Origin of the sequence: Candidatus Pseudomonas phytovorans (genome assembly GCA_029202525.1) — a bacterium.
GTDB lineage: Bacteria > Pseudomonadota > Gammaproteobacteria > Pseudomonadales > Pseudomonadaceae > Aquipseudomonas > Aquipseudomonas phytovorans.
This window is the reverse complement of the sequence record CP119325.1, coordinates 2,308,444-2,334,004: the sequence shown is the minus strand read 5'-3', so window position 1 is coordinate 2,334,004 and position 25,561 is coordinate 2,308,444. Positions and strand designations below refer to the sequence as shown.

General features: G+C 59.3%; 18 protein-coding genes, 1 other RNA gene and 1 pseudogene. 8 read left to right on the top strand and 12 right to left on the bottom strand.

Annotated features, from left to right (window positions below):
- Positions 1 to 43 precede the first annotated feature (43 nt).
- The gene (locus P0Y58_10445; GenBank protein WEK32582.1) at positions 44 to 847 is read left to right on the top strand and encodes a hypothetical protein; all 804 of its coding nucleotides are present in this window, start codon (positions 44 to 46) and stop codon (positions 845 to 847) included.
- A 1,298-nt stretch (positions 848 to 2,145) separates the two neighbouring features.
- Here the strand turns inward: P0Y58_10445 and P0Y58_10440 are convergent.
- Positions 2,146 to 2,529: a hypothetical protein gene (locus P0Y58_10440; protein ID WEK32581.1), complete on the bottom strand. Its 384-nt coding sequence runs from the start codon at positions 2,527 to 2,529 to the stop codon at positions 2,146 to 2,148.
- A gap of 445 nt (positions 2,530 to 2,974) precedes the next feature.
- On the opposite strand from P0Y58_10440, the gene P0Y58_10435 reads away from it, so the two are divergent.
- Entirely contained in the window at positions 2,975 to 3,190 is a 216-nt protein-coding gene (locus tag P0Y58_10435) for a helix-turn-helix transcriptional regulator (protein WEK32580.1), read from the top strand.
- Between the two features lie 595 nt (positions 3,191 to 3,785).
- Positions 3,786 to 4,388: pseudogene (locus tag P0Y58_10430) on the top strand (recombinase family protein).
- A 320-nt stretch (positions 4,389 to 4,708) separates the two neighbouring features.
- Here P0Y58_10430 and P0Y58_10425 read toward each other — a convergent pair.
- Entirely contained in the window at positions 4,709 to 5,104 is a 396-nt protein-coding gene (locus P0Y58_10425; protein ID WEK32579.1) for a zinc ribbon domain-containing protein, read from the bottom strand.
- 715 nt (positions 5,105 to 5,819) lie between these two features.
- Here P0Y58_10425 and P0Y58_10420 point away from each other — a divergent pair.
- A complete protein-coding gene (locus tag P0Y58_10420) occupies positions 5,820 to 6,554 on the top strand; it encodes a hypothetical protein (GenBank protein ID WEK32578.1) in 735 nt (244 codons plus the stop codon).
- A 251-nt stretch (positions 6,555 to 6,805) separates the two neighbouring features.
- Here the strand turns inward: P0Y58_10420 and P0Y58_10415 are convergent, their stop codons facing one another.
- The 8 genes from P0Y58_10415 to P0Y58_10380 form a co-directional block, all read right to left on the bottom strand.
- A complete protein-coding gene (locus tag P0Y58_10415) occupies positions 6,806 to 7,261 on the bottom strand; it encodes a hypothetical protein (protein ID WEK32577.1) in 456 nt (151 codons plus the stop codon).
- Positions 7,262 to 7,399: 138 nt separating this feature from the next.
- The gene (locus tag P0Y58_10410) at positions 7,400 to 8,017 is read right to left on the bottom strand and encodes a hypothetical protein (GenBank protein WEK32576.1); all 618 of its coding nucleotides are present in this window, start codon (positions 8,015 to 8,017) and stop codon (positions 7,400 to 7,402) included.
- Between the two features lie 95 nt (positions 8,018 to 8,112).
- Positions 8,113 to 8,751: a DarT ssDNA thymidine ADP-ribosyltransferase family protein gene (locus P0Y58_10405; protein ID WEK32575.1), complete on the bottom strand. Its 639-nt coding sequence runs from the start codon at positions 8,749 to 8,751 to the stop codon at positions 8,113 to 8,115.
- A 394-nt stretch (positions 8,752 to 9,145) separates the two neighbouring features.
- Positions 9,146 to 9,242: signal recognition particle sRNA small type (ffs, locus tag P0Y58_10400), an RNA gene on the bottom strand.
- A 308-nt stretch (positions 9,243 to 9,550) separates the two neighbouring features.
- A complete protein-coding gene (gene ligA / locus P0Y58_10395; GenBank protein ID WEK32574.1) occupies positions 9,551 to 11,881 on the bottom strand; it encodes an NAD-dependent DNA ligase LigA in 2,331 nt (776 codons plus the stop codon).
- Positions 11,882 to 11,980: 99 nt separating this feature from the next.
- Positions 11,981 to 12,871 (bottom strand): cell division protein ZipA, encoded by an 891-nt coding sequence (gene zipA, locus P0Y58_10390; protein WEK32573.1) that lies wholly within the window; start codon positions 12,869 to 12,871, stop codon positions 11,981 to 11,983.
- A 205-nt stretch (positions 12,872 to 13,076) separates the two neighbouring features.
- Positions 13,077 to 16,565: a chromosome segregation protein SMC gene (gene smc, locus P0Y58_10385; protein ID WEK32572.1), complete on the bottom strand. Its 3,489-nt coding sequence runs from the start codon at positions 16,563 to 16,565 to the stop codon at positions 13,077 to 13,079.
- 3 nt (positions 16,566 to 16,568) lie between these two features.
- Positions 16,569 to 17,228: a GntR family transcriptional regulator gene (locus P0Y58_10380; protein WEK32571.1), complete on the bottom strand. Its 660-nt coding sequence runs from the start codon at positions 17,226 to 17,228 to the stop codon at positions 16,569 to 16,571.
- 268 nt (positions 17,229 to 17,496) lie between these two features.
- On the opposite strand from P0Y58_10380, the gene xdhA reads away from it, so the two are divergent.
- The 4 genes from xdhA (at position 17,497) to guaD (ending at position 23,665) form a co-directional block, all read left to right on the top strand.
- Entirely contained in the window at positions 17,497 to 18,951 is a 1,455-nt protein-coding gene (gene xdhA, locus P0Y58_10375) for a xanthine dehydrogenase small subunit (protein WEK32570.1), read from the top strand.
- Complete coding sequence (xdhB, locus tag P0Y58_10370; GenBank protein ID WEK32569.1) at positions 18,944 to 21,343, top strand: xanthine dehydrogenase molybdopterin binding subunit; 2,400 nt, start codon at positions 18,944 to 18,946, stop codon at positions 21,341 to 21,343. The genes xdhA and xdhB overlap by 8 nt, the downstream gene beginning before the upstream one ends.
- A 161-nt stretch (positions 21,344 to 21,504) precedes the next feature.
- Positions 21,505 to 22,350, top strand: a complete 846-nt coding sequence (xdhC, locus tag P0Y58_10365; protein ID WEK32568.1) for a xanthine dehydrogenase accessory protein XdhC — start codon at positions 21,505 to 21,507, stop codon at positions 22,348 to 22,350.
- Between the two features lie 10 nt (positions 22,351 to 22,360).
- Entirely contained in the window at positions 22,361 to 23,665 is a 1,305-nt protein-coding gene (guaD, locus tag P0Y58_10360; GenBank protein ID WEK32567.1) for a guanine deaminase, read from the top strand.
- Here the strand turns inward: guaD and aqpZ are convergent.
- Entirely contained in the window at positions 23,662 to 24,360 is a 699-nt protein-coding gene (gene aqpZ, locus P0Y58_10355) for an aquaporin Z (protein ID WEK32566.1), read from the bottom strand. The genes guaD and aqpZ overlap by 4 nt on opposite strands.
- A gap of 149 nt (positions 24,361 to 24,509) precedes the next feature.
- Positions 24,510 to 25,265 carry a GntR family transcriptional regulator gene (locus tag P0Y58_10350; protein ID WEK32565.1) on the bottom strand — a complete coding sequence of 252 codons (756 nt, stop codon included), beginning with the start codon at positions 25,263 to 25,265 and terminating at the stop codon, positions 24,510 to 24,512.
- Positions 25,266 to 25,561: the final 296 nt, after the last annotated feature.

The following is a 25,561-nucleotide window of genomic DNA, read 5'->3' as shown; positions in this document are numbered from 1 at the left end:
ATCGGAGGTTTGCACCCGCATAGAATTACACCAAGGAAGAACCATGAGCAGTAGTAGCGCCGCCCCCTTAACCCCAGCTGAACATCGAGTAATCGAGCTTCGCGAAAAGGGACTGTCTATAGAAAAAATCAAGAATGAGACCGGCGTACCCGAGCGTCGCATTAAGGCATTAACCAAGGGGATCGTGAAACCTAAGAAGGATCAACGATGGAAACCAAAGAACCTCAAACCGTTTGATAAAGCCTTCGAGAGAATATTCCCACTTGCTTGCCGACCAAGTGGCGTTAGGGACTACGAACTGCGCGACATCCTGCATGAAGAATATCGCAACACGTGGGGCACGACAAACGGCCACTACAAGAGCAACTATACTGCCGACACCATCAAGCGCATTAAAGCAAAGGCACGAGAGCGAGCCACGGAAGAAGACTCTAAGGTAGTATTTGTACCAGACTGGATTGATGGTTGTGCTCCCAAATCAAGTAACAGATTCATGATTAGTGCAGCCACGGACCTCCTCAGCAGGATTGATGAGTACGTGAACGAGTACATGGAAATCCATGCTACTTGGCAAGGGGATCAGTGCGAAAACGCTAGACTCGCCCGAAGAAAGCAACATTTTGCTGCGAAAGAGCATCTACTCAAACTCGCGGTTATTGGCTACAGCCCCGAACCGGTTGAGAAGCTGCTAAAACGAACTGCAAAAATTGTAGGTGATCTTGAAAAAAACCCAGAGCTCCGCCCCGTCGCAAGACCAAGCACGGAAGAAATGAAGTGCAATCAGATCAAGGACCACGCAGAGTCGCCTGGGATTGATTACGCTGAATATGAGGCGTGGTTCATTTAGGATCCACAGCCCACCAATTCAGAGCATTTCTCATTTGTCCGGAAATTATAAACCGCGCCTACCATACCTTAGGCAAACTAAATTCCAGACATGACGATCTAAAGTAAATTATGACTTACACCGTGGCGTATACGCCACAACGGATAGGCTGTGCCTGAGGCACGGATAGCACCTCTATGTAGCAGGGACAAGAGACGGGGCAAGAAAGCCCCTCTCTGCTCTTGATCTTAACCTTGCTGAGGACAGTAGACGTTATTCAACGTGACGTGGACGTCACCATATATCTGCAATGTGAAAGGAGAAGCATTAGGGGGCTTTCTTGCCCCTGCCCCCTTTTACTTAGGAGCTTGCCGTAAGGCAAGAGTAGAATTCTATGCAGTGGGAAGGAGCAAGGGCGAGCAGAGTCCCTTCCCGCTCTTCATCTTGCTGTGCAGAGCTACGCTGTGGCCTCAGCCACAATTGGCCCTCACTAAGAGCGTCTTTACGCCACCTTCTTAGAAATGAAAGCCGATAGCCGCATTAGCAACTCTACGGAGCGGAGACGGAGGTGGACAGCACCACCTCGCCTTTAGCTGAGTACGAACTCTAGAAATTGAACCATCAGTGGATGATGGCGTGCACAAATTAGCCTTCGAAAGAACATCAAGATTCTTGTGGAGCTATGCCTTCCTGCCCCACTATAAAAGTGTAGCCGTCAGGGGCAGCATCAACTCTAAGGGACAGGGTGAAGTGGTGCACCAACACCCTGCTTGAGTAAGCCCCCCTATCAGGCTTTCTTACACTTAGACCAGGGGCTTTACCAAAGATCCACAGTGCTTACACTTCACTGCTTGCATCTTGATCAACTCAGCACAGAACGGACATTCTCTCTGGCCACCTACACTCATTACTGGCTGGCCAGTAGACTGGTCCGACTCAACCACTACTTCTTGCCATCCTTTACGCAGGTAAGAGTTCGCGATGATGCTATTGATGCTGAAGGCGTACACCACAATCGCTATAGGCAAGGCGATAATTATCCCTGGACCACCGGTTGCCAGCGAGAAGCCACCAACCAGTAATAGCCATAGGAAGAAATGCCCCCAGAGACCCTTGCTGGCGAGGTACAACGGACCGAATAAAACGACCAAACCACTAGCCTCCCTACTAATGGACTCAGTGTGACCATTTGCTGGATTACGGAAGGTCCTTGCCATAGATATTCCTTGAAATTTTCGATAGTTAGAAATAACACATGCAACTTCAACCACTTGATACCATTAGGACTGATGCGGGCATCCTTGCCCTATTCAGCAGAGCTACTCGAAGCTCAACGGCCCTTCAATCCGTTTACATGTATTAGGCAAGAGAGGATTAAAGAACGCAATAAGAGCTTCGAAGTCTGAATCAATGAAGGCAGAGTGAACAACGCAATTCAGAAAACCACTTTGCAACGCTTGCTGCTCTACTGAATGTACCCACCCGTTTTTGATTACACCGGACAATGCGTAGTCAAATCGGTCACGCCTGATGGTGAAATAGCGGGGTAGCAAATCCGTATCGATCCTCACCACACGGTTGCTGTCCATCTTCATCAGCAGAAGCAACATGAGTCCGACGCTATCGTCCCCCAGAGGTACGTATGCTGCCAGTGCCTCAATTGCGTACGCTGGGACTTTTACCACTTCGTCCTGACGGTTCATCCATCACGCTCCCACTGCTACAAGAACGCGGTGAGAATGGTCAGTCCTTTCTGTACGGGAAGAGCTGGCGAAGGCGTCAACCGCATCTTGCTGAGAACTAGGGATGGTGCTGGTCGCTGAGTATCTGTTGATCATGGTTAAGCTCCTGTAAATCAGTAATAAAGTTTGTCTTACGGCCTTACTAGACTTACTAGACTTACTGACTTACTGACTTACAGGGCGCACCGGCGTACAACACGTGCTAAACGCTCTCCCCTACCTACAACATGGAAGACTCAACCTCTCACTGCAGAGTACGCCTGGTGGGCTCGGGCTGGATGGTAGCCTCGGGCGAGACCAATAATGCCATGCCATCGATGAAATTCACAGCATACTGTGAAGACCCGGCACGCCCTTGAACCGACAGTGCAACCTCATACAGAGGGGGCAAGGTTTGGACGCAGGCTTGGCATTCGGCAAGGTTCTCCGTGAAAGACGGAAGCAGGCAGGACTCACGCAGGAGAAGCTGGCGCTGGAGGCCGATGTGCAACGCAATTACGTCAGTCTTATCGAGAGGGGCATCCACCAGCCCACCATCAACATCATCTTCAAGCTAGCCTCTGCACTCGGGTGCAAACCATCTGACCTCGTTGCAGACGTTGAGACTCTCACGCACGATTGACCTCGCTCGCTACGACGGCCCCCGCCCTGCTTTACCCGAGGCCAAGTAACGCTCCTTTGCGCCACAGCCCCTACAGATCAAGCCTTCGACTACTAGACGCATAACTAATCTCGAACTAATTGCCCCAAGGCATCTTTTCTGGAGATGCTCTCCTCTGACTAGCGTCTAAGGCCCTAGTTACGTGGCATTGACGGTGACGGCGCTAAGCAAATGACGCTACACGGCCTTATCTCTCACAAATTGCTGGAGTTCTAGGCGCACGCTGTAGGGCTTCCCGCCATTGGCGGAAAAGTAAGCTTCTTCATTGCAGGGGCTAGTGTAGGGCCAGCGAATTTTCTCACCCCGTCCCCGTTAGCGGCCCTGTGCCCGATGGCTCGAATGTGAGCCCTGTCTTGCCCCGCCCCCGGTCGGCAAATCCATAGAGGTAGCCCTGGCAGGTTTTCGCGTGTCATTACGGGTGTACTTGAGGTACTACAGACGAAATGGGTGAGAACTCGCTTTAAGCGTCTTTGAATTCGTGTCATTAAATATCTTTACTGACCCTACGTGACACAGTACTATGTGACACATCCAAAGTGACACAGAGGGAACTACGATGTTCATCCGCGCTTACCTTCGGGCTTCAACTTCCGAACAGGATGCTACAAGGGCAAAGCAGTCGCTAATCGACTTCGCTGCGGAGCAAGGGCACAAGATCGCAGCCTTCTATATCGAGAACGCCAGTGGCGCTAAGCTCGAACGCCCTCAACTGTTCCGACTGCTGGACGATAGCCACGAAGGTGATGTACTGCTGATTGAAGGCGTAGATCGACTCTCCAGGCTCAGCCAAGATGATTGGGCGTTGCTGAAAATGAAGATCGCGGCACAGAAGGTGACTGTAGTGTCACTGGACCTGAGTACCAGCCATGCGGCGTTGAAAGCCACTCAGGGAATGGACGATTTCACCAAGGGAATGATCGCGGCAGTGAACGGTATGTTGCTCGACATACTTGCTGTTGTAGCTCGTAAGGACTATGAAGACCGTCGCCGTCGTCAGGCCCAGGGCATCGCTAAGGGTAAAGCAGAAGGTGTGTACAAAGGTCGTCCAGCAAACGTTGACCTCCATAATCGCATTATCGAGTTGCTGGCTGACGGGAAGAGCATTCGGAAGGTAGCCGATCTACTGAAGTGCAGTACTACGACGGTGCAGAAGGTGAGGCAGTTGAACGCGCTAGATGCGGCTCATGAAGCGTTTCGGAGCGAATACGCAATCCTCGATGAGAAGATTGACCGTTCCCTTAACGGCAACGGGCCTGACCTCACAGAGGCGGATTACCAGCCCTGGCTAGACAAGAAGGATGCCCTGGAGAAGGCCGGACAAGTACCCCAGATGTAAGGGAAGAGCTAGCAAAGCCCCAGCATCGGCGGGGCTTCGTTGCATCTGGACTCTGAGTCAGCGGCATCACCATCGGTGTTCACACCGGAAGATTAAGCCGCCTGTAGACGCCCGTTACCACTCTGGGACAGGATCACGCTGGATCAAGGGGCACGATTGTATTTCTGCCGGTAATCGTTCTCCATCTTTTCACAAACGCTCCTGATGAATCTGCGGGTTGAGCGTTCCTCCAGATCGTCCCGTACATCTTTCCAGCAGAGCTCTATCGCCAGTGCAGCACTTTTACGGGCTTTGTCTTCCGGGCTATCGGTCCCACTAATCACCGCTCCGAGCACCATCAGCCCAAGAAGACCAAGGATTGGGGTCAGGATTATCCACAGAATGATCTTCCCCGCTGAACTGCCTGACTTCGGCGCCTCTTTCACTTGCCGCGCTTCACGGCTCTGATTCAGCATCTCACCACAGTACCTGCACTTCTGGGCCTCGGCCTTGATCACCTCAGCACAGTAAGGACACTTTTTCTCGTCACTGCCTGCCACAATGCCACTCCATGATTTTTGGGTGGCACAATGCCATAACGGGGCCTGCTTCTCCAGTCCTCGCTTGCCTGCCAGCCTAGTAGCGTGTAAACCCTTAGAGCATTGCATCACCATCGGCAATGGAATCATGGATATGGAAGATCGGGACGCGGCAATAGCGAACGCCCTTGAGGCGCTGCATATGAACCAGACTGCCTTAAGGGCAGCGGTCGAGGAAGTTAGCACCTGGATAAGGCAGCGGGGGTCAGTCAGTGCCCACTGATAACGTGATGACCACACTGGAAGCACTAGACCTTCAGGCAAGCAGCATAGCCTCTGCAATAGAACGCCTACGCTCATAGCCGCCTTCGGGGCGGCGTTTCTTTGCCTGCCATATTTCAGGGAAATCATGCCGGATGCCCCTTCCACTAGGCAAAGGCGTTAAGCACCGACCCACACTTAGCCGATTCTGGCCGGTTGCCCAGTGCCCCGCTGCATATTTCGCCCCTGGAAAAGCCGGTGTCACTTGCGAAGAGTGAAGGGTACTTTTGAAAATTGGGGTGGCATGGCTGTGGAGAGACGCCTCCTCAAAGATGAGGCAGAAAAAACTGTTAGGAATCCCAGCCCTGAAAAAGTGCCCACCTCTAGCCAATAACGTCCTGTAAGCTTCCAGGACTGAGCATCACCGCCAGCAGGTACGCTAGCGATTTGCACCACCGCCCGAGAGCATAGCGAAATGAAGAGCTTCAAGTACCCTCTCACATTGCTGATCTTGATTATTGTTGCGGCATTGTTCAGCGCCCCATATGGCACCCCGAAAGTAGCGGCCTTTGCCAAAGACTTCTTGCCTGCGGTTGCCACGTTGATAGCAGCATACGCGGGGGCATGGTACGGGGCATCCTTACTGCGAGATGCAGCCCAAGAGGATGAGAAGAAGAGGCAAATTGGTGCAGGGGCCAGAGCCATGTTTACCCTGTGGCGCCAGGTGAATGTAGTTGCCCAGATACAGGTAGATTTTGTGGATGACTACCGAGGCAAACCCGAAGCAGTTATCTCGCTTCCACCGATTGACTACCCGCTGGACGATATCCCGAAGCTGGATCTCGACAGCCTTGCCTTCTTGCTTGATTTTGGCGATGCCGTGGTGCTGGAAACCTTGGTAATTGCTGAGCAGAACTTCCTTCATGCAGTCGAAGTAGTCAAGACCCGGTCTGCATTGCACCTTATGGATGTGCAACCGATTTTGGAAAAAATTATCCCGGACGGCGGCACCATTTCACATAAGCAGCTTGAGCAGACACTTGGCCCTAGATTGTTCTCTCAATTGATTGACCAAACAAAAAGGCTGATATTTAGGGTGGACAGCTCTATCATCGACTTGGATGGCGCGGCCCAGCAATTGTATGTTGCTTTGAAAAAGGCTTTCCCTGATACGAAGTTTCCTGCTCCATCAAAGTCGACCAGTGACTGACCATAGGGGGGGGGGACAATAGGCACCAACAGGCTGCTGGTCAGAGACGTTAAGCACTGGCCCACATCCGGCAGGGTATAGTCCACCTTTTGCTGCTGCATATTTCGCCTCAGGGGGACTTGCCGAGGGTGAACAACGTTCCCGGATTGTCGGGGGCGTGGGTGTGGCGCAAGCGTTCTGCGAAGGCGCCTAGCTATATTGCGGAAGGGTATATTCACCAACCACTTACCATATAGGGGTTACCCTATAGTTCAGACTTCAATCTGAACGCTGCGCATGGCCGTAGATTCCCGGCCCGCTAACTGCGCCTCCAACCTCTCCACAATGTGGGGGTGGGCCCAGACAGCAGCCGTCTCCAAGCCTTCTATCTCGGCAGTTGTCGCTGGTGTTTCAACACCCTCGAAGTAGATGCTAAGTGCCCCCGAGATGGCGCTTTTTTTAGCGTATCGCTGGGGCTGCGAAAATTCTTTCGGAATATCCGCTTTCCCCACCTTCTCCCAACCGTACCGACCAGGCGTGTCCTTGTAGATACAGACGCGAAAGGCGACTGGGAGAGAAGGGATTTCGACTACCGTCAGCCACTCAGCAGTTGCCGCTAGAAACACACGTGCCGTACCGTCAGCAAGCCACTGACAGTAACCATGGTAACCAGCTTCGGACAAAGGGAATCGCAGCAGGTCTCCCGGTTTTTTGATGATGCGGGCCATTCATTGGCACTCCGTTGCAGTGGGTGTCGCATATGGTGAAACTCAACATGGTCTGCCCAAGCCACCGGGTGCTTACTGTGTGGCGAGACTTTCCCTCAAAAGTGAGTGAAATGTGGTCCCAGGGGCTTGGGATACAGCTCACATTCTAAAGCCGCGCTGACGAGTCTCGTCTACTTGGGCATTGCTAACCACTGCATCCCCAACGACTTGGAGAAAGGCCTCCTTCGAAGCAGTCGCAGAGTCGAGCAGCCCACGCCTTGTTAGTGACACGTACAGTGCCACCGAGTAGGCCTGGCAATTGATGGAACGATTGGGGTTGAATTCAATGTCCGTAAACGCTGAGTAGCCCAGGAGCGCTTCGGTCACATCTGGAAGCTTTTTTAAGGCGTTGATGTACAACCAGTCGTAGAACGCTGTCTGTGGTTCCAACTCCCAATCAGTGCCAAAAAAGCGGAATCCAGTGAGCCGTCCCGAGGACTGTAAGCGCTCATCCTTCTTCGCTTCACGCGACGTCTTGCTGAAAAGGTCCACGTAGGGACCGCCGAACTCAAAGACCTTGCTTCCCTGGAAAGCACATTCGACGCTGAAAGTGCGGCCCTGCTTCAAGGTTGTAAACGTAAGATTGAAGGCGCTTAGCGCCACTCCAAGATCCGTTCGGGACTTACTTGAAACCTCCAGCACATTGGTAATACCTGGTAATTCCTGCGATGCCGCATGCAAAGAATCGATGGACTTTTGCTTTTGGGAAGCGGCCATGCCTGAGAACCAATGGAAATCGACGTACTCCGTCCGAACCAGTGCAGGGCCGTTTGGGGCCGGAATGAATAGAGGTCGAGCTGCCATCAAGTCACCTATGAAAATTTCCGCACATAATTCCGGGATGCAAACATACCCTTGCTATTCGGGTGAATGTACACCTTCCGTTCGCCCGTGTGATCCGCATAACGATCCCGAGCCGCTTCTGTTTGGAAAACCACAGCATAAATGAGGGATGGCTCAATCACATCGAAAACCAGCACCTCACCTTGAACGTCTGTGGGATCAAATGGCTTGAGCTTCTGATCAGATCGGGCCTCGAGCCCCTCGATCTCCTCAAACATCCCGATAAAGGCTTCAGGTGTGGTCAGGTCCGTAAGTTGCTGACTGCTGATCCGACCATCGGCAGCGTTGTGACGGCAAAACGCACACTCCTTCACCCAGAGCACCGCAGGGTTGATTACAAGGATCGCCCATTCTGAGGCTTCATCAGCCATGCGATACCGATACAACATCTGGCAGTTTGGGAAACCTATGGACAATGAGCTGCTATCTGTGTGCCCATCCCAACGGTATTGATCGTTCACAACGGGCGCAGCTCCCAACTCGGCAACTCGCGCTCTCGGGTACAGCCCGTGAGCCAGGATTGACGATAGGTTCTCCGTCCGAGTGAAGTGGAGTAGGTAGGGTACTTGTAAAGCGGTCGCGTGATTTTGGATCGCCTGCCGTGGCATCGTGCCTCCCGGTAAGTCGCCATATAGTCGTTTTCACTGCGCCAAATATAGCCAGTGGCTATTACCTAGCGTAGCAAACAGCCATCACGTTATCCAATAGGCTAATCCTTTAGCTCAAATCACATTCAGTGAAGGCCTTACAGACCGTCCCGCCTCCTTCACCAGCATCCAAGAGTAGCTGACCGTTTCGACCACAGGAGCCAGCACCTCGGGGCGGAAATTTTTCCATAACGACTTTGCACAAGCGAGGTCTACACCGGGCTTGGACGGAAGGAACTCTGAGAATAGAATGCTCATCACAGTGCACCACTAAGGTGTACTACAGCACTGGTCCACTTTGAGATTTTTGAGCGTAAAATCCTTGTTAAATCAAGGACTTATAGAATGGAGGCGGCCCCACCAGCCACACCCCGGCACTCGATGTTCCCGCTATGGCTGCTTCCTTCCGGATCTGACCAGGTTGACGGGTAATCAATGCGGGGGGACCGATGGGGCCACCACTACATGCCTCGCTGAGCAGCGAGTGGCGCCATTGTACCGGTCTTGGAGGCAGATACAACCTCTTAGGGAGAAAAAGTCATCATTTCTCAATGACTTGTCAGGGCTGGGTTAGCAGGGCCGGCCTATTCGCGGGTGAACCCGCTCCCACAGACATAGTGTTAACTCGAAGCAAGCACAGTTCCTGTGGGAGCGGGCGCGCCCGCGAAACAGGCAACGCAGTGTATGGCACCGGCTTTGCCGGTGTTCGCGGCGGTTCGACGCCTCGACTCGCCCGCTCCCACAGAGATTGCGCAAACTTTCAGACGGTGATGCCCTGTCCAGCCAGGAATGTGACGAAGGCATCTTCGTCCAGCACCTTCACGCCCAGCTCTGCGGCCTTGGCCAGCTTGGAGCCCGCCCCCGGCCCGGCCACCACGCAGTGGGTCTTGCCAGACACCGAGCCGGCCACCTTGGCCCCCAGGCTTTCCAGCTTTTCTTTGGCGATGTCGCGGCTCATGCGCTCCAGCGTACCGGTCAGCACCCAGGTCTGGCCGGCCAACGGCAAGCCTTCGGCTACCTTCTTCTCGCTGCTCCAGTGCATGCCGAACGCCAGCAATTGTGCTTCGATGTCCCGGGCCAGTTTCTGGTTCGCTTCATCTTTGAAGAATTCACGCACTGCTTCGGCCTGCTTGGCTGCCAAGGCCTGGCGCAGGTCGATGCCGTCGGCGGCGATGATCTTCTCCAGGCTGTCGAGTTTGGCCACCAGTTTCTCGGCGCCCGTCGGGCCGACCGAGGCGATGTCGAGTTTGGCGATCATGCCGGCCAAGGTGGTGCTGGCAGCAAATTCGGCAGCCAGTTCGCCTTCGTCCTGCAGTGTCATGCCGCTGGCCAGAAGCTGCTCAATGACTTTCTGGTTGTGCTCGTCTTCAAAGAAATTGTGAATCTCGTAGGCGACTTCCAGGCCGATGTCCGGCAGGTAAGTGAGCACCTGTGGCAGCGCCTGCTGCACGCGCGCCAGGCTACCCAGCGAGCGCGCCAGCACCTTGGCCGTCTCTTCGCCTACGTCGGGAATGCCCAGGGCGTAGATGAAGCGCGCCAGGCTCGGGCGCTTGCTGGCTTCGATGGCATCCAGCAACTTCTGGGTAGACACTTCGGCGAAGCCTTCCAGGCCAACGACCTGCTCGAACTGTAACTTGTACAGGTCTGCCGGCGAGCCGATCAGGCCTTCGTCCACCAGCTGCTCGACGCTCTTCTCACCCAGGCCGTCGATGTCCATGGCACGGCGCGACACGTAGTGAATGATCGCCTGCTTGAGCTGCGCGCCGCAGGCCAGGCGACCGACGCAGCGGTACACGGCCCCTTCGCTGGTGGTTTCCTTGCCTTTGCTGCGTTTGACCAGCTGGGTACGCTCGACCTGCGAGCCACACACAGGGCACTCGCTCGGCACTTCTACAGGGCGGGCGTCTTCGGGGCGGCGCTCCAACACGACTTGCATCACCTGCGGGATCACGTCACCGGCACGGCGGATGATCACCGTGTCACCAATGCGCAGGCCCAGGCGGGCGATTTCGTCCATGTTGTGCAAGGTGGCGTTGGACACGGTCACACCGGCCACCTTGACCGGCTTCAGGCGCGCCACAGGCGTTACTGCGCCAGTGCGGCCTACCTGGAATTCCACATCCAGCACTTCGGTCAGCTCTTCCATGGCCGGGAACTTGTGGGCGATTGCCCAGCGTGGTTCACGGGCACGGAAGCCCAGCTCGCGCTGGGCCGCCAGGTTGTTGACCTTGAACACGACACCGTCGATTTCATAGGGCAGGCTGTTGCGCCGCTCGCCGATGTCACGGTAGTAGGCAAGGCATTCATCGATGCCTGCAGCGTGCTTGAGCTCGTGGCTGATTGGCAGGCCCCAGGCCTTGAGCTGCTCAAGGATGCCGATGTGGCTGTCGCCGATGCTCTCGGACAACTGGCCGACGCCGTAGCAGCAGAACTCCAATGGGCGGCTGGCGGTTATCTTCGAGTCCAGCTGACGCAGGCTGCCGGCAGCAGCGTTGCGCGGGTTGGCGAAGGTTTTGCCGCCGGCTTCGGCCTGGGCGGCATTGAGCCGGTCGAAACCGGCCTTGCTCATGTACACCTCGCCACGCACTTCCAGCACTGCCGGCCAGCCCTCGCCCTGCAACTTGAGCGGGATGTTGCGCACGGTGCGCACGTTGGCGCTGATGTCTTCACCGGTGGTGCCGTCGCCACGGGTGGCGCCCTGCACCAACTGACCATCGCGATACAGCAGGCTCACGGCCAGGCCATCGAGCTTGGGTTCGCAGCTGTAGTCGACCGCACCGGGTTGGTCGAGGCCTTCCACCACACGGCGCCCGAACTCGCGCAGGTCGGCTTCCTCGAAGGCGTTGCCCAGGCTGAGCATGGGCACTTCGTGGCGCACCTGGCTGAACGCGGCCAAAGCCTTGCCACCGACGCGCTGGGTTGGCGAATCGGGGGTTACCAGGTGAGGGTTTTCAGCCTCAAGCGCCTTGAGCTCGTTGAACAGGCGGTCGTATTCAGCATCGGGCACGCTCGGCTCGTCGAGCACATAGTAGCGGTAGTTGTGCTGATCGAGCTCGGCACGCAGTTCGTGGATTCGGGTTTCGGCGGTCATATTTCTGGATCTCTTGCAAAGCAAAAGAGCAGCACTGGGCTGCTCTTGCACTTGAAACAGGGTGGACAGGACCAAGCCTGGCCTGCCCACTTGGGCACATCAGCGCTTCTGGGTCAGCGCACGGCGCTCGAACTCGACGATGCGCTGGCGGTAGTGCTCGATGGTCTGGGCGGTCAGCACGCTGCGCTGGTCGTCCTTGAGCTCGCCGTTCAGTTCGTGGGCCAGCTTGCGTGCCGCAGCGACCATCACGTCGAAGGCCTGCTTCGGATGACGCGGGCCCGGCAGGCCAAGGAAGAAGCTCACTGCACGGGTACTGAAGTGGTCGATATCGTCCAGGTCGAACACGCCAGGCTTGACCGCGTTGGCCATGGAGAACAGCACTTCGCCGTGGCCGGCCATGCTTTCATGGCGGTGGAAGATGTCCATTTCGCCGAAGCGCAGGCCGCTTTCCAGAATGTTCTGCAGCAATGCAGGGCCCTTGAAACCGCCCTCATCACGGGAGATCACGCTGATCACCAGCACTTCCTCGGCTGGTGGCAGCTCCTTGAGGCTGGTGGCAGGCGCTGTACCGCTGCTGCGGTTGTTGTCGGCGGCAAAGTCGTCATCGCTGTCGGCAAACAGGTCGGGCTCGCGCGAGTCGGCGCTCAGGTTCAGGTCACCCTGCTGCACCTCGGCCGCTGCGGTGGCGCGCCTGTTGCGCTTGCTGGCCTTGGCCGGCTTGGGCTCACGTTCACGATCACGCGAAGAAGCGCTGAGCGACGGCAAGTCGCTTTCGTCCAGCTCAGGCTCCTTGTGGGCATCCAGCACCCGCGACGGGCCGAGCACTTCGGCAGTGCCACCCTCTTCGTCCGGCTGGTTGGAATAACTGCGATCCAGACGGAATTTCAACTTGCCTTTACCGCCGCGCATGCGGCGCCAGCCGTCGAAAAGAATCCCGGCAATGACAATGATGCCGATGACGATCAGCCACTCGCGCAGACCGATTTCCATGTAATCCCGTGCCTCTATAAAAATATGCTTGAAAACAAAGGGTTCAAAGCCCTTTAACACGTGGCGCCAACTCTATGTTCTGACAGGCGTTTTACCCACGCAAAAAACGAGTGACATTAAGCTAGCACGACCAAAGACAACTTTACACCGTCTGTCGCACATGACGGGGGCATTTCGCTACAGAATGTGCCCCCATCGTCGCGCATCAGGCGTCGACCATGGCCATGGCCGCCTCCACATCAACTGCAACAAGACGTGAACAACCCGGTTCATGCATGGTCACCCCCATCAGTTGATCCGCCATCTCCATGGCAATCTTGTTATGGGTGATGTAGATGAATTGCACGCTTTCACTCATTTCCTTGACCAGGCGCGCATAGCGCCCAACGTTGGCATCGTCCAGCGGTGCGTCGACCTCGTCGAGCATGCAGAACGGTGCGGGGTTCAACTTGAAGATGGCAAACACCAGCGCCAACGCGGTCAGTGCCTTCTCGCCGCCGGACAGCAAGTGGATAGTGCTGTTCTTCTTGCCCGGTGGTCGCGCCATGATCGTCACCCCTGTATCGAGTAGATCTTCGCCCGTCAGTTCCAGATAAGCGCTGCCACCGCCGAAAACTTTTGGGAAAAGTGCCTGTAATCCGGCATTTATCTGATCAAAGGTATCCTTGAAGCGGTTGCGCGTTTCCTTGTCGATCTTGCGGATGACGTTTTCCAGCGTATCCAGGGCTTCGACCAGGTCGGCGTTTTGCGCGTCCAGATAGCGCTTGCGCTCGGACTGCTGCTCGTACTCTTCGATGGCGGCGAGGTTGATCGCCCCCAGGCGCTGGATGCGTGCTTCAAGCTGCTCCAGTTCCTGCTCGGTACCCTGCTCGCTGGCCTCGGCCTCCAGGGTGGCGAGCACGCCTTGCAGGTCGTAGCCATCGGCCAGCAACTGCTCCTGCAGGGTCTTGCGCCGCACATCCAGGCCCTGGCACTCCAGCCGCAGTTGTTCCAGCTGCCCGCGCAGCAGCTGGGCTTGCTGCTCGGCCTGGGTGCGGCGCTTTTCGGCATCACGCAGTTCGCGGTCGGCTTCGTCCATGTGCAGGCGGGCCTTGCGCATTTCCTCGTCGACGCTCATGCGCCGCTCCAGCAGCTCTTCGAGCTTGAGGCGCAGTTCCTCCTGCGGGGCCTCGCCCTCCTCCAGGTTCAGGCTCAGTTGCTCCTGGCGCTCGGTCAGGCGCGCGGCCTGTTGTTCAAGACGCTCCAGGGCCTGGCGGGTGGAGTCGTGCTGGGCGCGCAGCGAGCCCAGGCGCACGGCCAACTGGTGGGCGTGGTCCTTGTGCTGGCGGGCCTCCTGGCGCACCCGGTCGAGGCTTTCGCGCAGGGTGTCGCGGCGGGCCATCAATTGCTCACGCTGCTCGGTGTCCTGGGCCATCAGCTCCAGGGCCTCTTGCAATATCAGGCGAGCTTCGCCCAGTTGTTCGTGCTCCAGCGCGCGCTGCTCGTCCAGCTCGGTCAGTTCTTCCTGCAGGCGCCGCCGGCGCAACTCGACCTGCTCGGCCCGGGCGCGGCTGGCCGAGAGGTTGGCCTTCAGCTCACCGTGCAGGCGGTTCTCTTCCTGGCTGCGGCGGCGCAGTTGCTCGCGCTGTTCTTCCAGCTCCAACTGCTGTTCGCGCAAGCCTTGCAACTGTTGCTCAAGCTGCTCCAGCGCCGCTTCCTGCTCCAGTTGTTCCTGCCCCAGCCGTTCGATTTCCTGGCCGCGCGCCAGCACACCGCCTTCGGCCTCAGAGCCACGCCGAACCCGCAGGAAGTGCCGGCCAACCCAGTAGCCATCGCGGCTGACCAGGCTCTGCCCGTCGCCAAGCGAAGCACGTTGCGCCAGTGCCTGGGCCAGGTCTTCCACGGGTTTGACCTGGCCCAGCCAGGGCGCCAGGTCGACTCGGCCTTCGACCTTTTCCAGCAGGCTGCCAGGTAGCGACGCACCGTGTGCGCTGGCCAGCAGCAAGCGCAACTCGCCCTGCTCCAGGCCGGAAAAATCGAGGCGATTGAAGTCGTCGACCAGCACAGCCTGTAGGTCGGCGCCGAGCACGGTTTCCACCGCAAGCTCCCAGCCCGGCTCTACCCGTAACCCTTCAGCCAGCCGTGGCTGTTGCTCCAGCCCTTGGCTGTGCAGCCAATCGGCAGCACCGGCACCCGGTTCAAGCGCGGCCTGCTGCAAGGCTTCCAGCGATGCCAGGCGACCACCCAGACGCTGCAGGTCGCCCTGCGCCTGCTGCTGGGCCTGGGTGGCCTGTTGCAGCTGCGTCCGGGCGCTTTCCAGGCGCTCGACCACCTGTTCTTCGGACAACTGCATTTCTTCCAGCAACATTTCGCTGCTGGCCAGTTGCTCAGCCACATCGAGCATGGCGGCATCCTGCGGGTCACTGCCCAGTTGCTCGCGCTCCTCGCCCAGCTTGCGCTGGCGCTCGACCAAACGCTCCAGGCTGGTTTCCAGCTGTTGCAGGCGCGCCTGCTGCACTTCGGCCTGGCGGCGAGGCTCGGCGGAGCGGCTGTTGAAGCTGTCCCACTGCTCTTGCCAGCCGTGCATGCCCGACTCGGACTCTTCAAGGGCCGCGGCAGCTTCTTCGGCGGCAGCCAAGGTCATGTCCTGCTCAGGCTCGAGCATGGCCAGCTCTTCGCCCAGGGTGGCCAGCAAGGTTCGGTCGTGACCCAGGTGCGATTCGGTCTCCAGGCGCGTGCGCTCGGCTTCCTTGAAGTCGTCCTGCAACTGGCGCAGGCGCTGCTGGCCGTGCTGGATACTCTGCTCGACCCGGGCGATGTCACCGGCTACCGAGTAGAAGCGGCCCTGCACCTGGTTGAAGCGTTCAGACAACTCATGGTGGCCATCGCGCAGGCGTTCGATGCTGGCATCGGCATTGCGCTGCTCGGCCACCAATGCCTCATGGGACACATCCTGGTCGCCAATCACCGACTCGCGCTGGCGGACCTGTTCGTCCAGACCGCGCCAGCGCAAGGCTGACAGGCGTGCCTTTTGCTGGCGCTCCTGCGCTTTGTACTCGCGGTACTTCTCGGCCGCCTGGGCCTGGCGGTGCAGGCGCTCCAGCTGGCGTTCCAGCTCTTCGCGCAGGTCGGTCAGGCGCGCAAGGTTTTCCTGGGTGCGGCGGATGCGGTTCTCGGTTTCACGGCGGCGCTCCTTGTACTTGGAGATGCCGGCAGCTTCTTCGATGAAGTTGCGCAGCTCTTCGGGCTTGGCCTCGATCAGCTTGGAGATCATGCCCTGCTCGATGATCGAATAGCTGCGCGGCCCCAGGCCGGTACCCAGGAAGATATCGGTGATGTCGCGTCGGCGGCATTTGGTGCCGTTGAGGTAATAGCTGTTTTGCCCGTCGCGCGTGACCTTGCGGCGGATCGAGATCTCGGCGTAGGCGGCGTACTCGCCAACCAGGGTGGTTTCGCTGTTGTCGAACACCAGCTCGATGCTCGCCTGGCTGACCGGCTTGCGGCCGCTGGAGCCGTTGAAGATGACGTCGGTCATCGACTCGCCGCGCAGGTTCTTTGCTGAACTCTCGCCCATCACCCAACGCACCGCATCGATGATGTTGGACTTGCCGCAGCCGTTGGGGCCGACCACGGCTGCCATGTTGCTGGGGAAATTGACCGTGGTCGGGTCGACGAACGACTTGAAGCCGGCCAGGCGAATGCACTTCAGGCGCATCGGTCAGCCTCGGGCCAACGCCGCCAGCACCAGTTCGCAGCTGCGCTGGCCGTAGGCGGTAAGCACCTCGCGAATGCGCGGCAGGTCGCGGGCGACCACGGCGTCGAGCAGGCGGGCAAACAGGTCCAGGTAATCGATCATGTTGGCCTGGCGCTGGTCCAGCGACAGGTAGTAGGCACGGCTCATTGCCGGCTGCAGGTTTTCCACGGTTTCCTGCAGGAAGGGGTTGTCGGCGAACGGATAGGCCGCACGCATGACCGCGAAGCTGTCGGCGACGAACGCCTTGATGTCGAGCTGGTCATGGGCACGCTGCAGGCGCTGCTGAATATCCAGAAACGGGCGCAGGTCGGCATCAGTGCGCCATTTTTGCGCAACCGCGTTGCCCAACAGGATGTAGAACTCGCCCATCAAGGTACACAGGCTGCGCACACTGCGCTCGTCCAGCACGGTCACGTGGGCACCCCGGCGCGGCAAGATCGCCACCAGGTGCCGGCGTTCGAGGATCAGCAACGCTTCGCGCACCGAACCGCGGCTGACGTTGAGTGCCACGGTAACCTTCTGCTCCTGGATACGCTCGCCTGGCGCCAGCTCGCCGCGGATGATGCGCTCGGCCAGGTAATCGGCAATCTGCTCGGAGAGGCTGTCCGGGGCCTTGAACGTCATGGTTTTCCTTCAAAATCATTGAACTGGGCACAAGGGGCGGATTGTAGCGTACTTGGGCGGTAATCGCGCAGAGGGGCCAGGCGGTTTATTTGGCCTGCCAGACAGCCGCGCGCCCGGCGCGATCTATGCTTGTTTTATAGGCAATGTGCGTAGCCGGGCGTAGGTATGAGCAATTTCTTGACCTTTGAGTCAGAAAAATATTGACCTGCCAGACAGGTCTTGCTTAGAGTCCGCCCAACAACAATAAAACCATTGCGAGGCTATCCCCGTGATCCAGTTTCTCGTCAACCAGGAGCTGCGTAATGAGCACGCCCTGGACCCGAACATGACGGTGCTGCAGTACCTGCGCGAGCACCTGGGCAAACCTGGCACCAAGGAGGGCTGCGCCAGTGGTGACTGCGGCGCCTGCACCGTGGTAGTGGGCGAACTGAGCCAGGACGAACTCGGCAACGACAGCCTGCGCTACCGCAGCCTCAACTCGTGCCTGACCTTTGTCTCGTCGCTGCACGGCAAGCAACTGATCAGCGTCGAAGGCCTCAAGCACCAGGGCCAGCTGCACAGCGTGCAACAGGCCATGGCCGATTGCCATGGCTCGCAATGCGGCTTCTGCACGCCCGGCTTTGTCATGTCGCTGTTCGCCTTGCAAAAAAACAGCAGCGGCCCCGACCTGCACCAGGCTCAGGAAGCCCTGGCCGGCAACCTGTGCCGCTGCACCGGCTACCGGCCGATCCTCGACGCTGCCGAGCAGAGCTGCCGCCAGCCCTGCCGCGACCAGTTCGATGCTCAGCAGGCGCAGACCATCAGCCGCCTCAAGGCCATTACGCCGACCCAGACCGGCGAACTGAACAGCGGCGACAAACGTTGCCTGGTGCCACTGACAGTGGCCGACCTGGCCGACCTGTACAGCTCACACCCCGAAGCCCGCCTGCTGGCCGGCGGCACCGACCTGGCCCTGGAAGTCACCCAGTTCCACAAAACCCTGCCGGTGATGATCTATGTCGGCCACGTGGCCGAGCTCAAACGCATCGAAAAAACCGCCAGCCACCTGGAAATCGGCGCCGCCACCCCGCTCACCGACTGCTACGGCGCACTCCACGAGGAATACCCGGACTTCGGCGACCTGCTGCACCGCTTCGCCTCGCTGCAGATTCGCAACCAGGGCACCCTGGGCGGCAATATCGGCAACGCCTCGCCGATCGGCGACTCGCCTCCCCTGCTGATTGCCCTGGACGCGCAGATCGTCCTGCGCCAGGGCGAGCGCCAGCGCACCCTGGCACTGGAAGACTACTTCATCGACTACCGCATCACCGCCCGCCAGGACAGCGAGTTCATCGAGAAGATCATCGTGCCTCGTGCTACCAACGACTGGGCGTTCCGCGCCTACAAAGTGTCCAAGCGCCTGGACGATGACATTTCTGCCGTGTGCGCAGCCTTCAACCTGAGCATCGAAAACGGCGTGGTCAGCGGTGTGCGCATTGCCTTCGGCGGCATGGCGGCCATCCCCAAGCGTGCCCGCGCCTGCGAAGCAGCACTGCGCGGCAAGCCGTGGAACCAGGCCGCCATCGAGCGGGCCTGCCAGGCCCTGGCCGAGGACTTCACACCGCTCAGCGACTTCCGCGCCAGCAAGGAATACCGCCTGCTGACCGCGCAGAACCTGCTGCGCAAGTACTTCATCGAACAGCAAACGCCGCACATCGAAACCCGGGTGACCGCTTATGTCTAACCATCACGTAGCCAAGAGCCAGGCCGAGATGGCCGAGCTGTTCAGCCAGGACCTGACCACCGGGGTTGGCCGCAGCGTCAAGCACGACAGCGCCGACAAGCATGTGTCCGGCGAGGCGATGTACATCGACGACCGCCTGGAATTCCCCAACCAGCTGCACGTCTATGCGCGCACCGCCGACCGCGCCCATGCACGCATCGTGCGCATCGACACCACCCCATGCTACGCCTTCGAGGGTGTGCGCATCGCCATCACCCACGAAGACATCCCCGGCCTGAAAGACATCGGCCCCGTGGTGGCCGGTGACCCGCTGCTGGCCATCGACAAGGTCGAGTTCTTCGGCCAGCCGGTGCTTGCCGTTGCGGCCCGTGACCTTGAAACCGCACGCCGCGCGGCCATGGCCGCCATCGTCGAATATGAAGACCTGGAACCGGTGCTGGACGTTGTCGAAGCGCTGCGCAAGAAGCACTTCGTGCTCGACAGCCACACCCATCAGCGCGGCGACTCCGCTGCCGCCCTGGCCAGCGCCCCGCACCGCCTCCAGGGCACCCTGCATATCGGCGGCCAGGAGCACTTTTACCTGGAAACGCAGGTGTCGTCGGTGATGCCCACCGAAGACGGCGGCATGATCGTCTACTGCTCCACGCAGAACCCCACCGAAGTGCAGAAACTGGTCGCCGAAGTGCTCGACGTGCCGATGAACAAGGTGGTGCTGGACATGCGCCGCATGGGTGGCGGTTTTGGCGGCAAGGAAACCCAGGCCGCCAGCCCCGCGTGCCTGTGCGCGGTGGTGGCGCGCCTGACCGGCCAGCCGACCAAGATGCGCCTGCCGCGGGTCGAAGACATGACCATGACCGGCAAGCGCCACCCGTTCTATGTCGAATACGATGTGGGCTTTGACGACAACGGCCGCCTGCACGGCATCAACTTCGACCTGGCGGGCAACTGCGGCTATTCGCCCGACCTGTCCGGCTCGATCGTCGACCGTGCCATGTTCCACTCCGACAACGCCTACTACCTGGGCGATGCCACGGTGCATGGTCACCGCTGCAAGACCAACACGGCCTCCAACACCGCCTACCGCGGCTTTGGCGGCCCACAGGGGATGGTCGCCATCGAGCAGGTGATGGACCATATCGCCCGCCACCTGGGCCGCGACCCGCTGGCCGTGCGCAAGGCCAACTACTACGGCAAGACCGAGCGCAACGTCACCCACTACTACCAGACCGTCGAGCACAACATGCTCGAAGAGATGACCGCCGAGCTGGAGGCGAGCAGTGACTACGCCGAGCGCCGCGAGTCGATCCGCCGCTTCAACGCCAACAGCCCGGTGCTGAAGAAGGGCCTGGCGCTGACGCCGGTCAAGTTCGGCATTTCGTTCACCGCCACCTTCCTCAACCAGGCCGGTGCGCTGATTCACATCTACACCGATGGCAGCATTCACCTGAACCACGGCGGCACCGAAATGGGCCAGGGCCTGAACACCAAGGTGGCACAGGTGGTGGCGCAGGTCTTCCAGGTCGATTTCGACCGTATCCAGATCACCGCCACCAACACCGACAAGGTACCCAACACCTCGCCAACCGCTGCCTCCAGTGGTGCCGACCTGAACGGCAAGGCGGCGCAGAACGCAGCCGAAATCCTCAAAAAGCGCCTGACCGAGTTTGCCGCACGGCACTATCAGGTGACCGAGGAAGATGTCGAGTTCCGCAACGGCCATGTCCGCGTGCGCGACCAGATCGTCAGTTTCGAGCAACTGGTGCAGCAGGCCTACTTCGCCCAGGTGTCGCTGTCGACAACCGGCTTCTACCGCACGCCAAAAATCTTCTACGACCGCAGCCAGGCACGCGGTCGGCCGTTCTACTACTTCGCCTTTGGCGCCGCCTGCGTGGAAGTGGTCGTGGACACGCTGACCGGCGAATACAAGATGCTGCGCGCCGACATCCTGCACGACGTGGGCGACTCGCTTAACCCGGCCATCGACATCGGCCAGGTGGAAGGCGGTTTCATCCAGGGCATGGGCTGGCTGACCACCGAAGAACTGGTGTGGAACGCCAAGGGCAAACTGATGACCAACGGCCCGGCCAGCTACAAGATCCCGGCGGTGGCCGACATGCCATTGGATATGCGGGTGAGGCTGGTGGAAAACCGCAAGAACCCGGAAGACACCGTGTTCCACTCCAAGGCCGTGGGCGAGCCGCCGTTCATGCTCGGCATTGCGGCCTGGTGTGCGATCAAGGATGCCGTGGCCAGCCTTGCCGATTACCGAATGCAGCCACAGGTGGATGCCCCGGCGACGCCGGAGCGGGTGCTGTGGGGGTGTGAGCAGATGCGTAAGGCGGTGGCTGCCGCGCAACCTGCCGAACAGGAACTGGAAACCGTCACCCACTGACCACGCATGGCCCCTGTAGGAGCGGCCTTGCGTCGCGATAGAGTCGCGAAGCGGCCCCAGGATCTGTGCCACAACGAAGATTTCTGGGGCTGCTACGCAGCCCTATCGCGACACAAGGCCGCTCCTACAGGAACCGCGGCGCTGTTGAGAGAGGTTCAATCATGCACCAATGGATCAACGCCCTCGCCGACCACCAGTCCCGTGGCGAAGCCTGCGTGCTGGTGACCATCATCGAGGAGCGCGGCTCGACCCCGCGCAATGCCGGCTCGAAGATGGTGATAAGCGCCAGCGCCCTGTTCGACACCATCGGCGGTGGCCACCTGGAATACAAGGCCCTGCACATCGCCCGGCAAATGCTTGAAGAGCAACGCACCACCCCGCACCTGGAGCGCTTCAGCCTCGGCGCCAGCCTTGGCCAATGCTGCGGTGGCGTCACCGTGCTGCTATTCGAGCCAATGGCCGCCGTACAGGCGCAGATCGCCGTGTTCGGCGCGGGCCATGTCGGCCGGGCTCTGGTACCCTTGCTCGCCGCGCTGCCCTGCCGGGTGCGCTGGATCGACTCGCGTGAACAGGAATTCCCCGAACTCATCCCCAACGGGGTGACCAAGGTCGTCAGTGAGGAGCCGGTCGACGAAGTCGCAGACCTGCCGCCAGGCTGCTACTGCATCGTCATGACCCACAACCACCAGCTCGACCTGGAGCTGACCGCCGCCATTCTCAAGCGCAACGACTTCACCTGGTTCGGCCTGATCGGCTCGAAGACCAAGCGGGTCAAGTTCGAGCATCGCCTGCGCGAGCGCGGCTACGACGATGCCGTGCTGGCGCGCATGCGCTGCCCCATGGGCCTGCCAGAGGTAAAAGGCAAGCTGCCCATCGAAATCGCCGTGTCCATCGCCGGCGAAATCATCGCCACCTACAACGCCTGCTTCGGCCAGCACGACGCTGCCGCCAATGCCGGCCCCATTGCCCAATTGCTGCCGCCCTCCCGGCGCAGCCAAGCCATTTGACGAGTGTGTTATGACCGTTACCCGCAAAGCCTACCGTGCCGCCATCTTGCACAGCATCGCCGACCCGGCCGAGGTGGGCCTGGAGGCTTCCCATGAGTACTTCGAAGACGGCCTGCTGGTGGTCGACGATGGCCGCATCAGTGCCGTTGGCCACGCCAGCGAGCTGTTGCCGACGCTGGACGCCGGCATCCCGGTGGAGCACTACCAGGACGCGCTGATTACCCCGGGCTTTATCGATACCCACATCCATTTCCCGCAGACCGGCATGATCGGCTCCTACGGCGAGCAACTACTGGACTGGCTGAACACCTACACCTTCCCGTGTGAAAAGCAGTTTGCCAACAAAGACCATGCCGACCAGGTGGCGAAGATCTTCCTCAAGGAACTGCTGCGCAACGGCACCACCACCGCGCTGGTATTCGGCAGCGTGCACCCGGAATCGGTCAACGCCCTGTTTGAAGAGGCAGAGCGCCTGGACCTTCGCCTGATCGCGGGCAAGGTGATGATGGACCGCAATGCACCGGACTACCTGACCGACACAGCCGAGTCCGGCTATGCCGAAAGCAAGGCGCTGATCGAGCGCTGGCATGGCAAGGGCCGCCTGCACTATGCAGTTACCCCGCGCTTCGCCCCGACCAGCACGCCTGAACAGCTGACCCTAGCTGGCCAATTGCTCAAGGAGCACCCAGGTGTGTACATGCACACGCACCTGTCGGAAAACCTCAAGGAAATTGACTGGGTAAAGTCGCTGTTCCCAGAGCAAAAGGGCTACCTGGACGTGTACGACCACTTCGAGCTGCTGGGCGAGCGCTCGGTGTTCGCCCACGGCGTACACCTGTGCGACGACGAATGCCAGCGCCTGGCCGAAACCGGCTCGGCCGTGGCCTTCTGCCCCACCTCCAACCTGTTCCTAGGCAGCGGCCTGTTCAACCTGCCACAGGCTGAGCGCTTCAAGGTCAACGTAGGCTTGGGCACCGATGTGGGCGCCGGCACCAGCTTCTCGCTGCTCAACACCTTGAACGAGGCGTACAAGGTCATGCAGCTGCAAGGCGCGCGCCTGCACCCGTACAAGTCACTGTACCTGGCCACCCTCGGCGGCGCTCGCGCGCTGCGCCTGGACGACCGCATCGGCAGCCTGCGCCCCGGCAACGATGCCGACTTCGTGGTGTTGGACTACAAGGCCACGCCACTGCTGGACTACCGTATTCAGCAGTCCAACAGCATCGAAGAAACCTTGTTCGTGCTCACCACCCTGGGCGACGACCGCACCGTGCGTGAAACCTACGCTGCCGGGCGTTGCGTGCACCAGCGCTAAGGTTCTTTGGCAAGGCCCCGGTACAGCGCGCCGCCGATTGCAGCACCGATCAGCGGCGCCACCCAGAACAGCCACAGTTGCTGTATTGCCCAGCCACCGACGAACAACGCCGGCCCCGTGCTACGCGCGGGGTTGACCGAGGTATTGGTCACCGGAATGGAGATCAGGTGGATCAGGGTCAGGGCCAGGCCGATGGCGATTGGCGCGAAACCTGCCGGCGCGCGCGAATCGGTCGCGCCCATGATCACTACCAGGAACATCGCCGTCATCACCACCTCACTGATGAAACCCGCCCCCAGCGTGTAACCGCCGGGGGAATGGTCGGCGTAGCCATTGGAAGCCAATCCCGAAGACAGCTCGAAACCGGCCTTGCCGCTGGCGATGAGATAGATCACGCCTGCCGCCAGGATGGCGCCAATCACTTGCGCGATCACATAGGGCAGCAACTCTTTGGCAGGGAAGCGCCCGCCCACCACCAGCCCGAATGAGACAGCGGGATTTAGATGACAGCCAGAGATATGGCCGATGGCAAAAGCCATGGTCAGCACGGTGAGGCCGAAGGCGAAAGCGACGCCGAGAACGCCGATACCAAGCGGTGAACTGGCTGCGAGTACCGCACTGCCACAGCCGCCAAGAACCAGCCAGAAGGTGCCGATCAGTTCGGCACCCATGCGTTTACCGAGGGACATGCTCATAAACCCATTCCTCAAGAAGTTGAACGCAACGAATGCGCAAGCCCAACTGCTTGATGAAGGTTTGCTCACAAGAATTTAGCAGACCTTTGGCTATCGGCCAGAAATGACTGGGGCCGCAAAGCGGCCCCTTGGATCACCCAGGCAAACGATCAGCCCTTGGCGGAAGCCTTTGGCTTTTTCAGCAAATGCGAGAACACCGCATGCAGATCGTCCGAGGCGCTTTCCTCGTCCAGGTTCAGCTTGCTGTCGATGTGGTCCATGTGGTGCATCATCAGGCTTACCGCCTGCTCGGCATCACGCGCCTCGATGGCATCGATCAGCTGCATGTGCTCGTCATACGAGCAGTGCGAGCGGGTGCCGGTTTCGTACTGGGCAATGATCAGCGAGGTTTGCGACACCAGGCTGCGCTGGAAGCTGACCAGCGGCGCATTGCCCGCGGCTTCAGCCAGCTTGAGGTGGAACTCGCCGGAAAGGCGAATGCCCGCGCCACGGTCGCCACGCGAGAAGCTGTCGCGCTCCTCACGCACCATCTGCCGCAGTTCGTTGAGCTGATCCAGAGTGGCGTGCTGCACCGCCAGTTCGGTAATCGCCCGCTCCACCATGCGCCGCGAGAAGAACACCTGGCGAGCCTCTTCAACCGTCGGGCTGGCCACTACCGCACCGCGGTTCGGCCGCAGCAGCACCACACTTTCGTGGGCAAGGCGCGACAGGGCGCGGCGGATGATGGTGCGGCTGACGCCGAAGATTTCGCCCAGCGCTTCCTCGCTCAACTTGGTGCCCGGCGCCAGGCGCTGCTCGAGGATGGCCTCGAAAATGTGCGCGTAGACGATGTCGTCCTGGGTACCGCTGCGGCCGGCCTTGCCGACACGTGCAGGTTTCTTCAGAGGTTGCAGCTGTTCGTTCATGGGCTCTCGAAGCACGAAGAGAAAGTATGGCGCCATTGTACACAGGCTGAGGCGATTGAGCAGGGTACGTTTTACCTATATAGCCGTTGTACGACGCATTGCGCACACAAAACATAAAACATTATTTGCATTCTTTGTACACAAAAGCATAATCCACCGAGCGACTTCTTGACCCATGAGTCAACAAAACGGTCAGGCGTCTGCCTTCCCTCACGGAGCCGCCAAGTGCGTTGCGCAGGAAAACTGGCTCCATAACAACAAGAAAGACTTGAGGAGTACCCGCTGTGGAAAGCCGC

Bases quoted from the DNA above. Each gene is read 5' to 3' on its own strand.
- P0Y58_10445 (WEK32582.1), top strand. From the start codon at position 44: ATGAGCAGTAGTAGCGCCGCCCCCTTAACCCCAGCTGAACATCGAGTA.
- P0Y58_10440 (WEK32581.1), bottom strand. From the start codon at position 2,529: ATGAACCGTCAGGACGAAGTGGTAAAAGTCCCAGCGTACGCAATTGAG.
- P0Y58_10420 (WEK32578.1), top strand. From the start codon at position 5,820: ATGAAGAGCTTCAAGTACCCTCTCACATTGCTGATCTTGATTATTGTT.
- P0Y58_10415 (WEK32577.1), bottom strand. From the start codon at position 7,261: ATGGCCCGCATCATCAAAAAACCGGGAGACCTGCTGCGATTCCCTTTG.
- P0Y58_10410 (WEK32576.1), bottom strand. From the start codon at position 8,017: ATGGCCGCTTCCCAAAAGCAAAAGTCCATCGATTCTTTGCATGCGGCA.
- P0Y58_10405 (WEK32575.1), bottom strand. From the start codon at position 8,751: ATGCCACGGCAGGCGATCCAAAATCACGCGACCGCTTTACAAGTACCC.
- ligA (WEK32574.1), bottom strand. From the start codon at position 11,881: ATGACCGCCGAAACCCGAATCCACGAACTGCGTGCCGAGCTCGATCAG.
- zipA (WEK32573.1), bottom strand. From the start codon at position 12,871: ATGGAAATCGGTCTGCGCGAGTGGCTGATCGTCATCGGCATCATTGTC.
- smc (WEK32572.1), bottom strand. From the start codon at position 16,565: ATGCGCCTGAAGTGCATTCGCCTGGCCGGCTTCAAGTCGTTCGTCGAC.
- P0Y58_10380 (WEK32571.1), bottom strand. From the start codon at position 17,228: ATGACGTTCAAGGCCCCGGACAGCCTCTCCGAGCAGATTGCCGATTAC.
- xdhB (WEK32569.1), top strand. From the start codon at position 18,944: ATGTCTAACCATCACGTAGCCAAGAGCCAGGCCGAGATGGCCGAGCTG.
- xdhC (WEK32568.1), top strand. From the start codon at position 21,505: ATGCACCAATGGATCAACGCCCTCGCCGACCACCAGTCCCGTGGCGAA.
- guaD (WEK32567.1), top strand. From the start codon at position 22,361: ATGACCGTTACCCGCAAAGCCTACCGTGCCGCCATCTTGCACAGCATC.
- aqpZ (WEK32566.1), bottom strand. From the start codon at position 24,360: ATGAGCATGTCCCTCGGTAAACGCATGGGTGCCGAACTGATCGGCACC.
- P0Y58_10350 (WEK32565.1), bottom strand. From the start codon at position 25,265: ATGAACGAACAGCTGCAACCTCTGAAGAAACCTGCACGTGTCGGCAAG.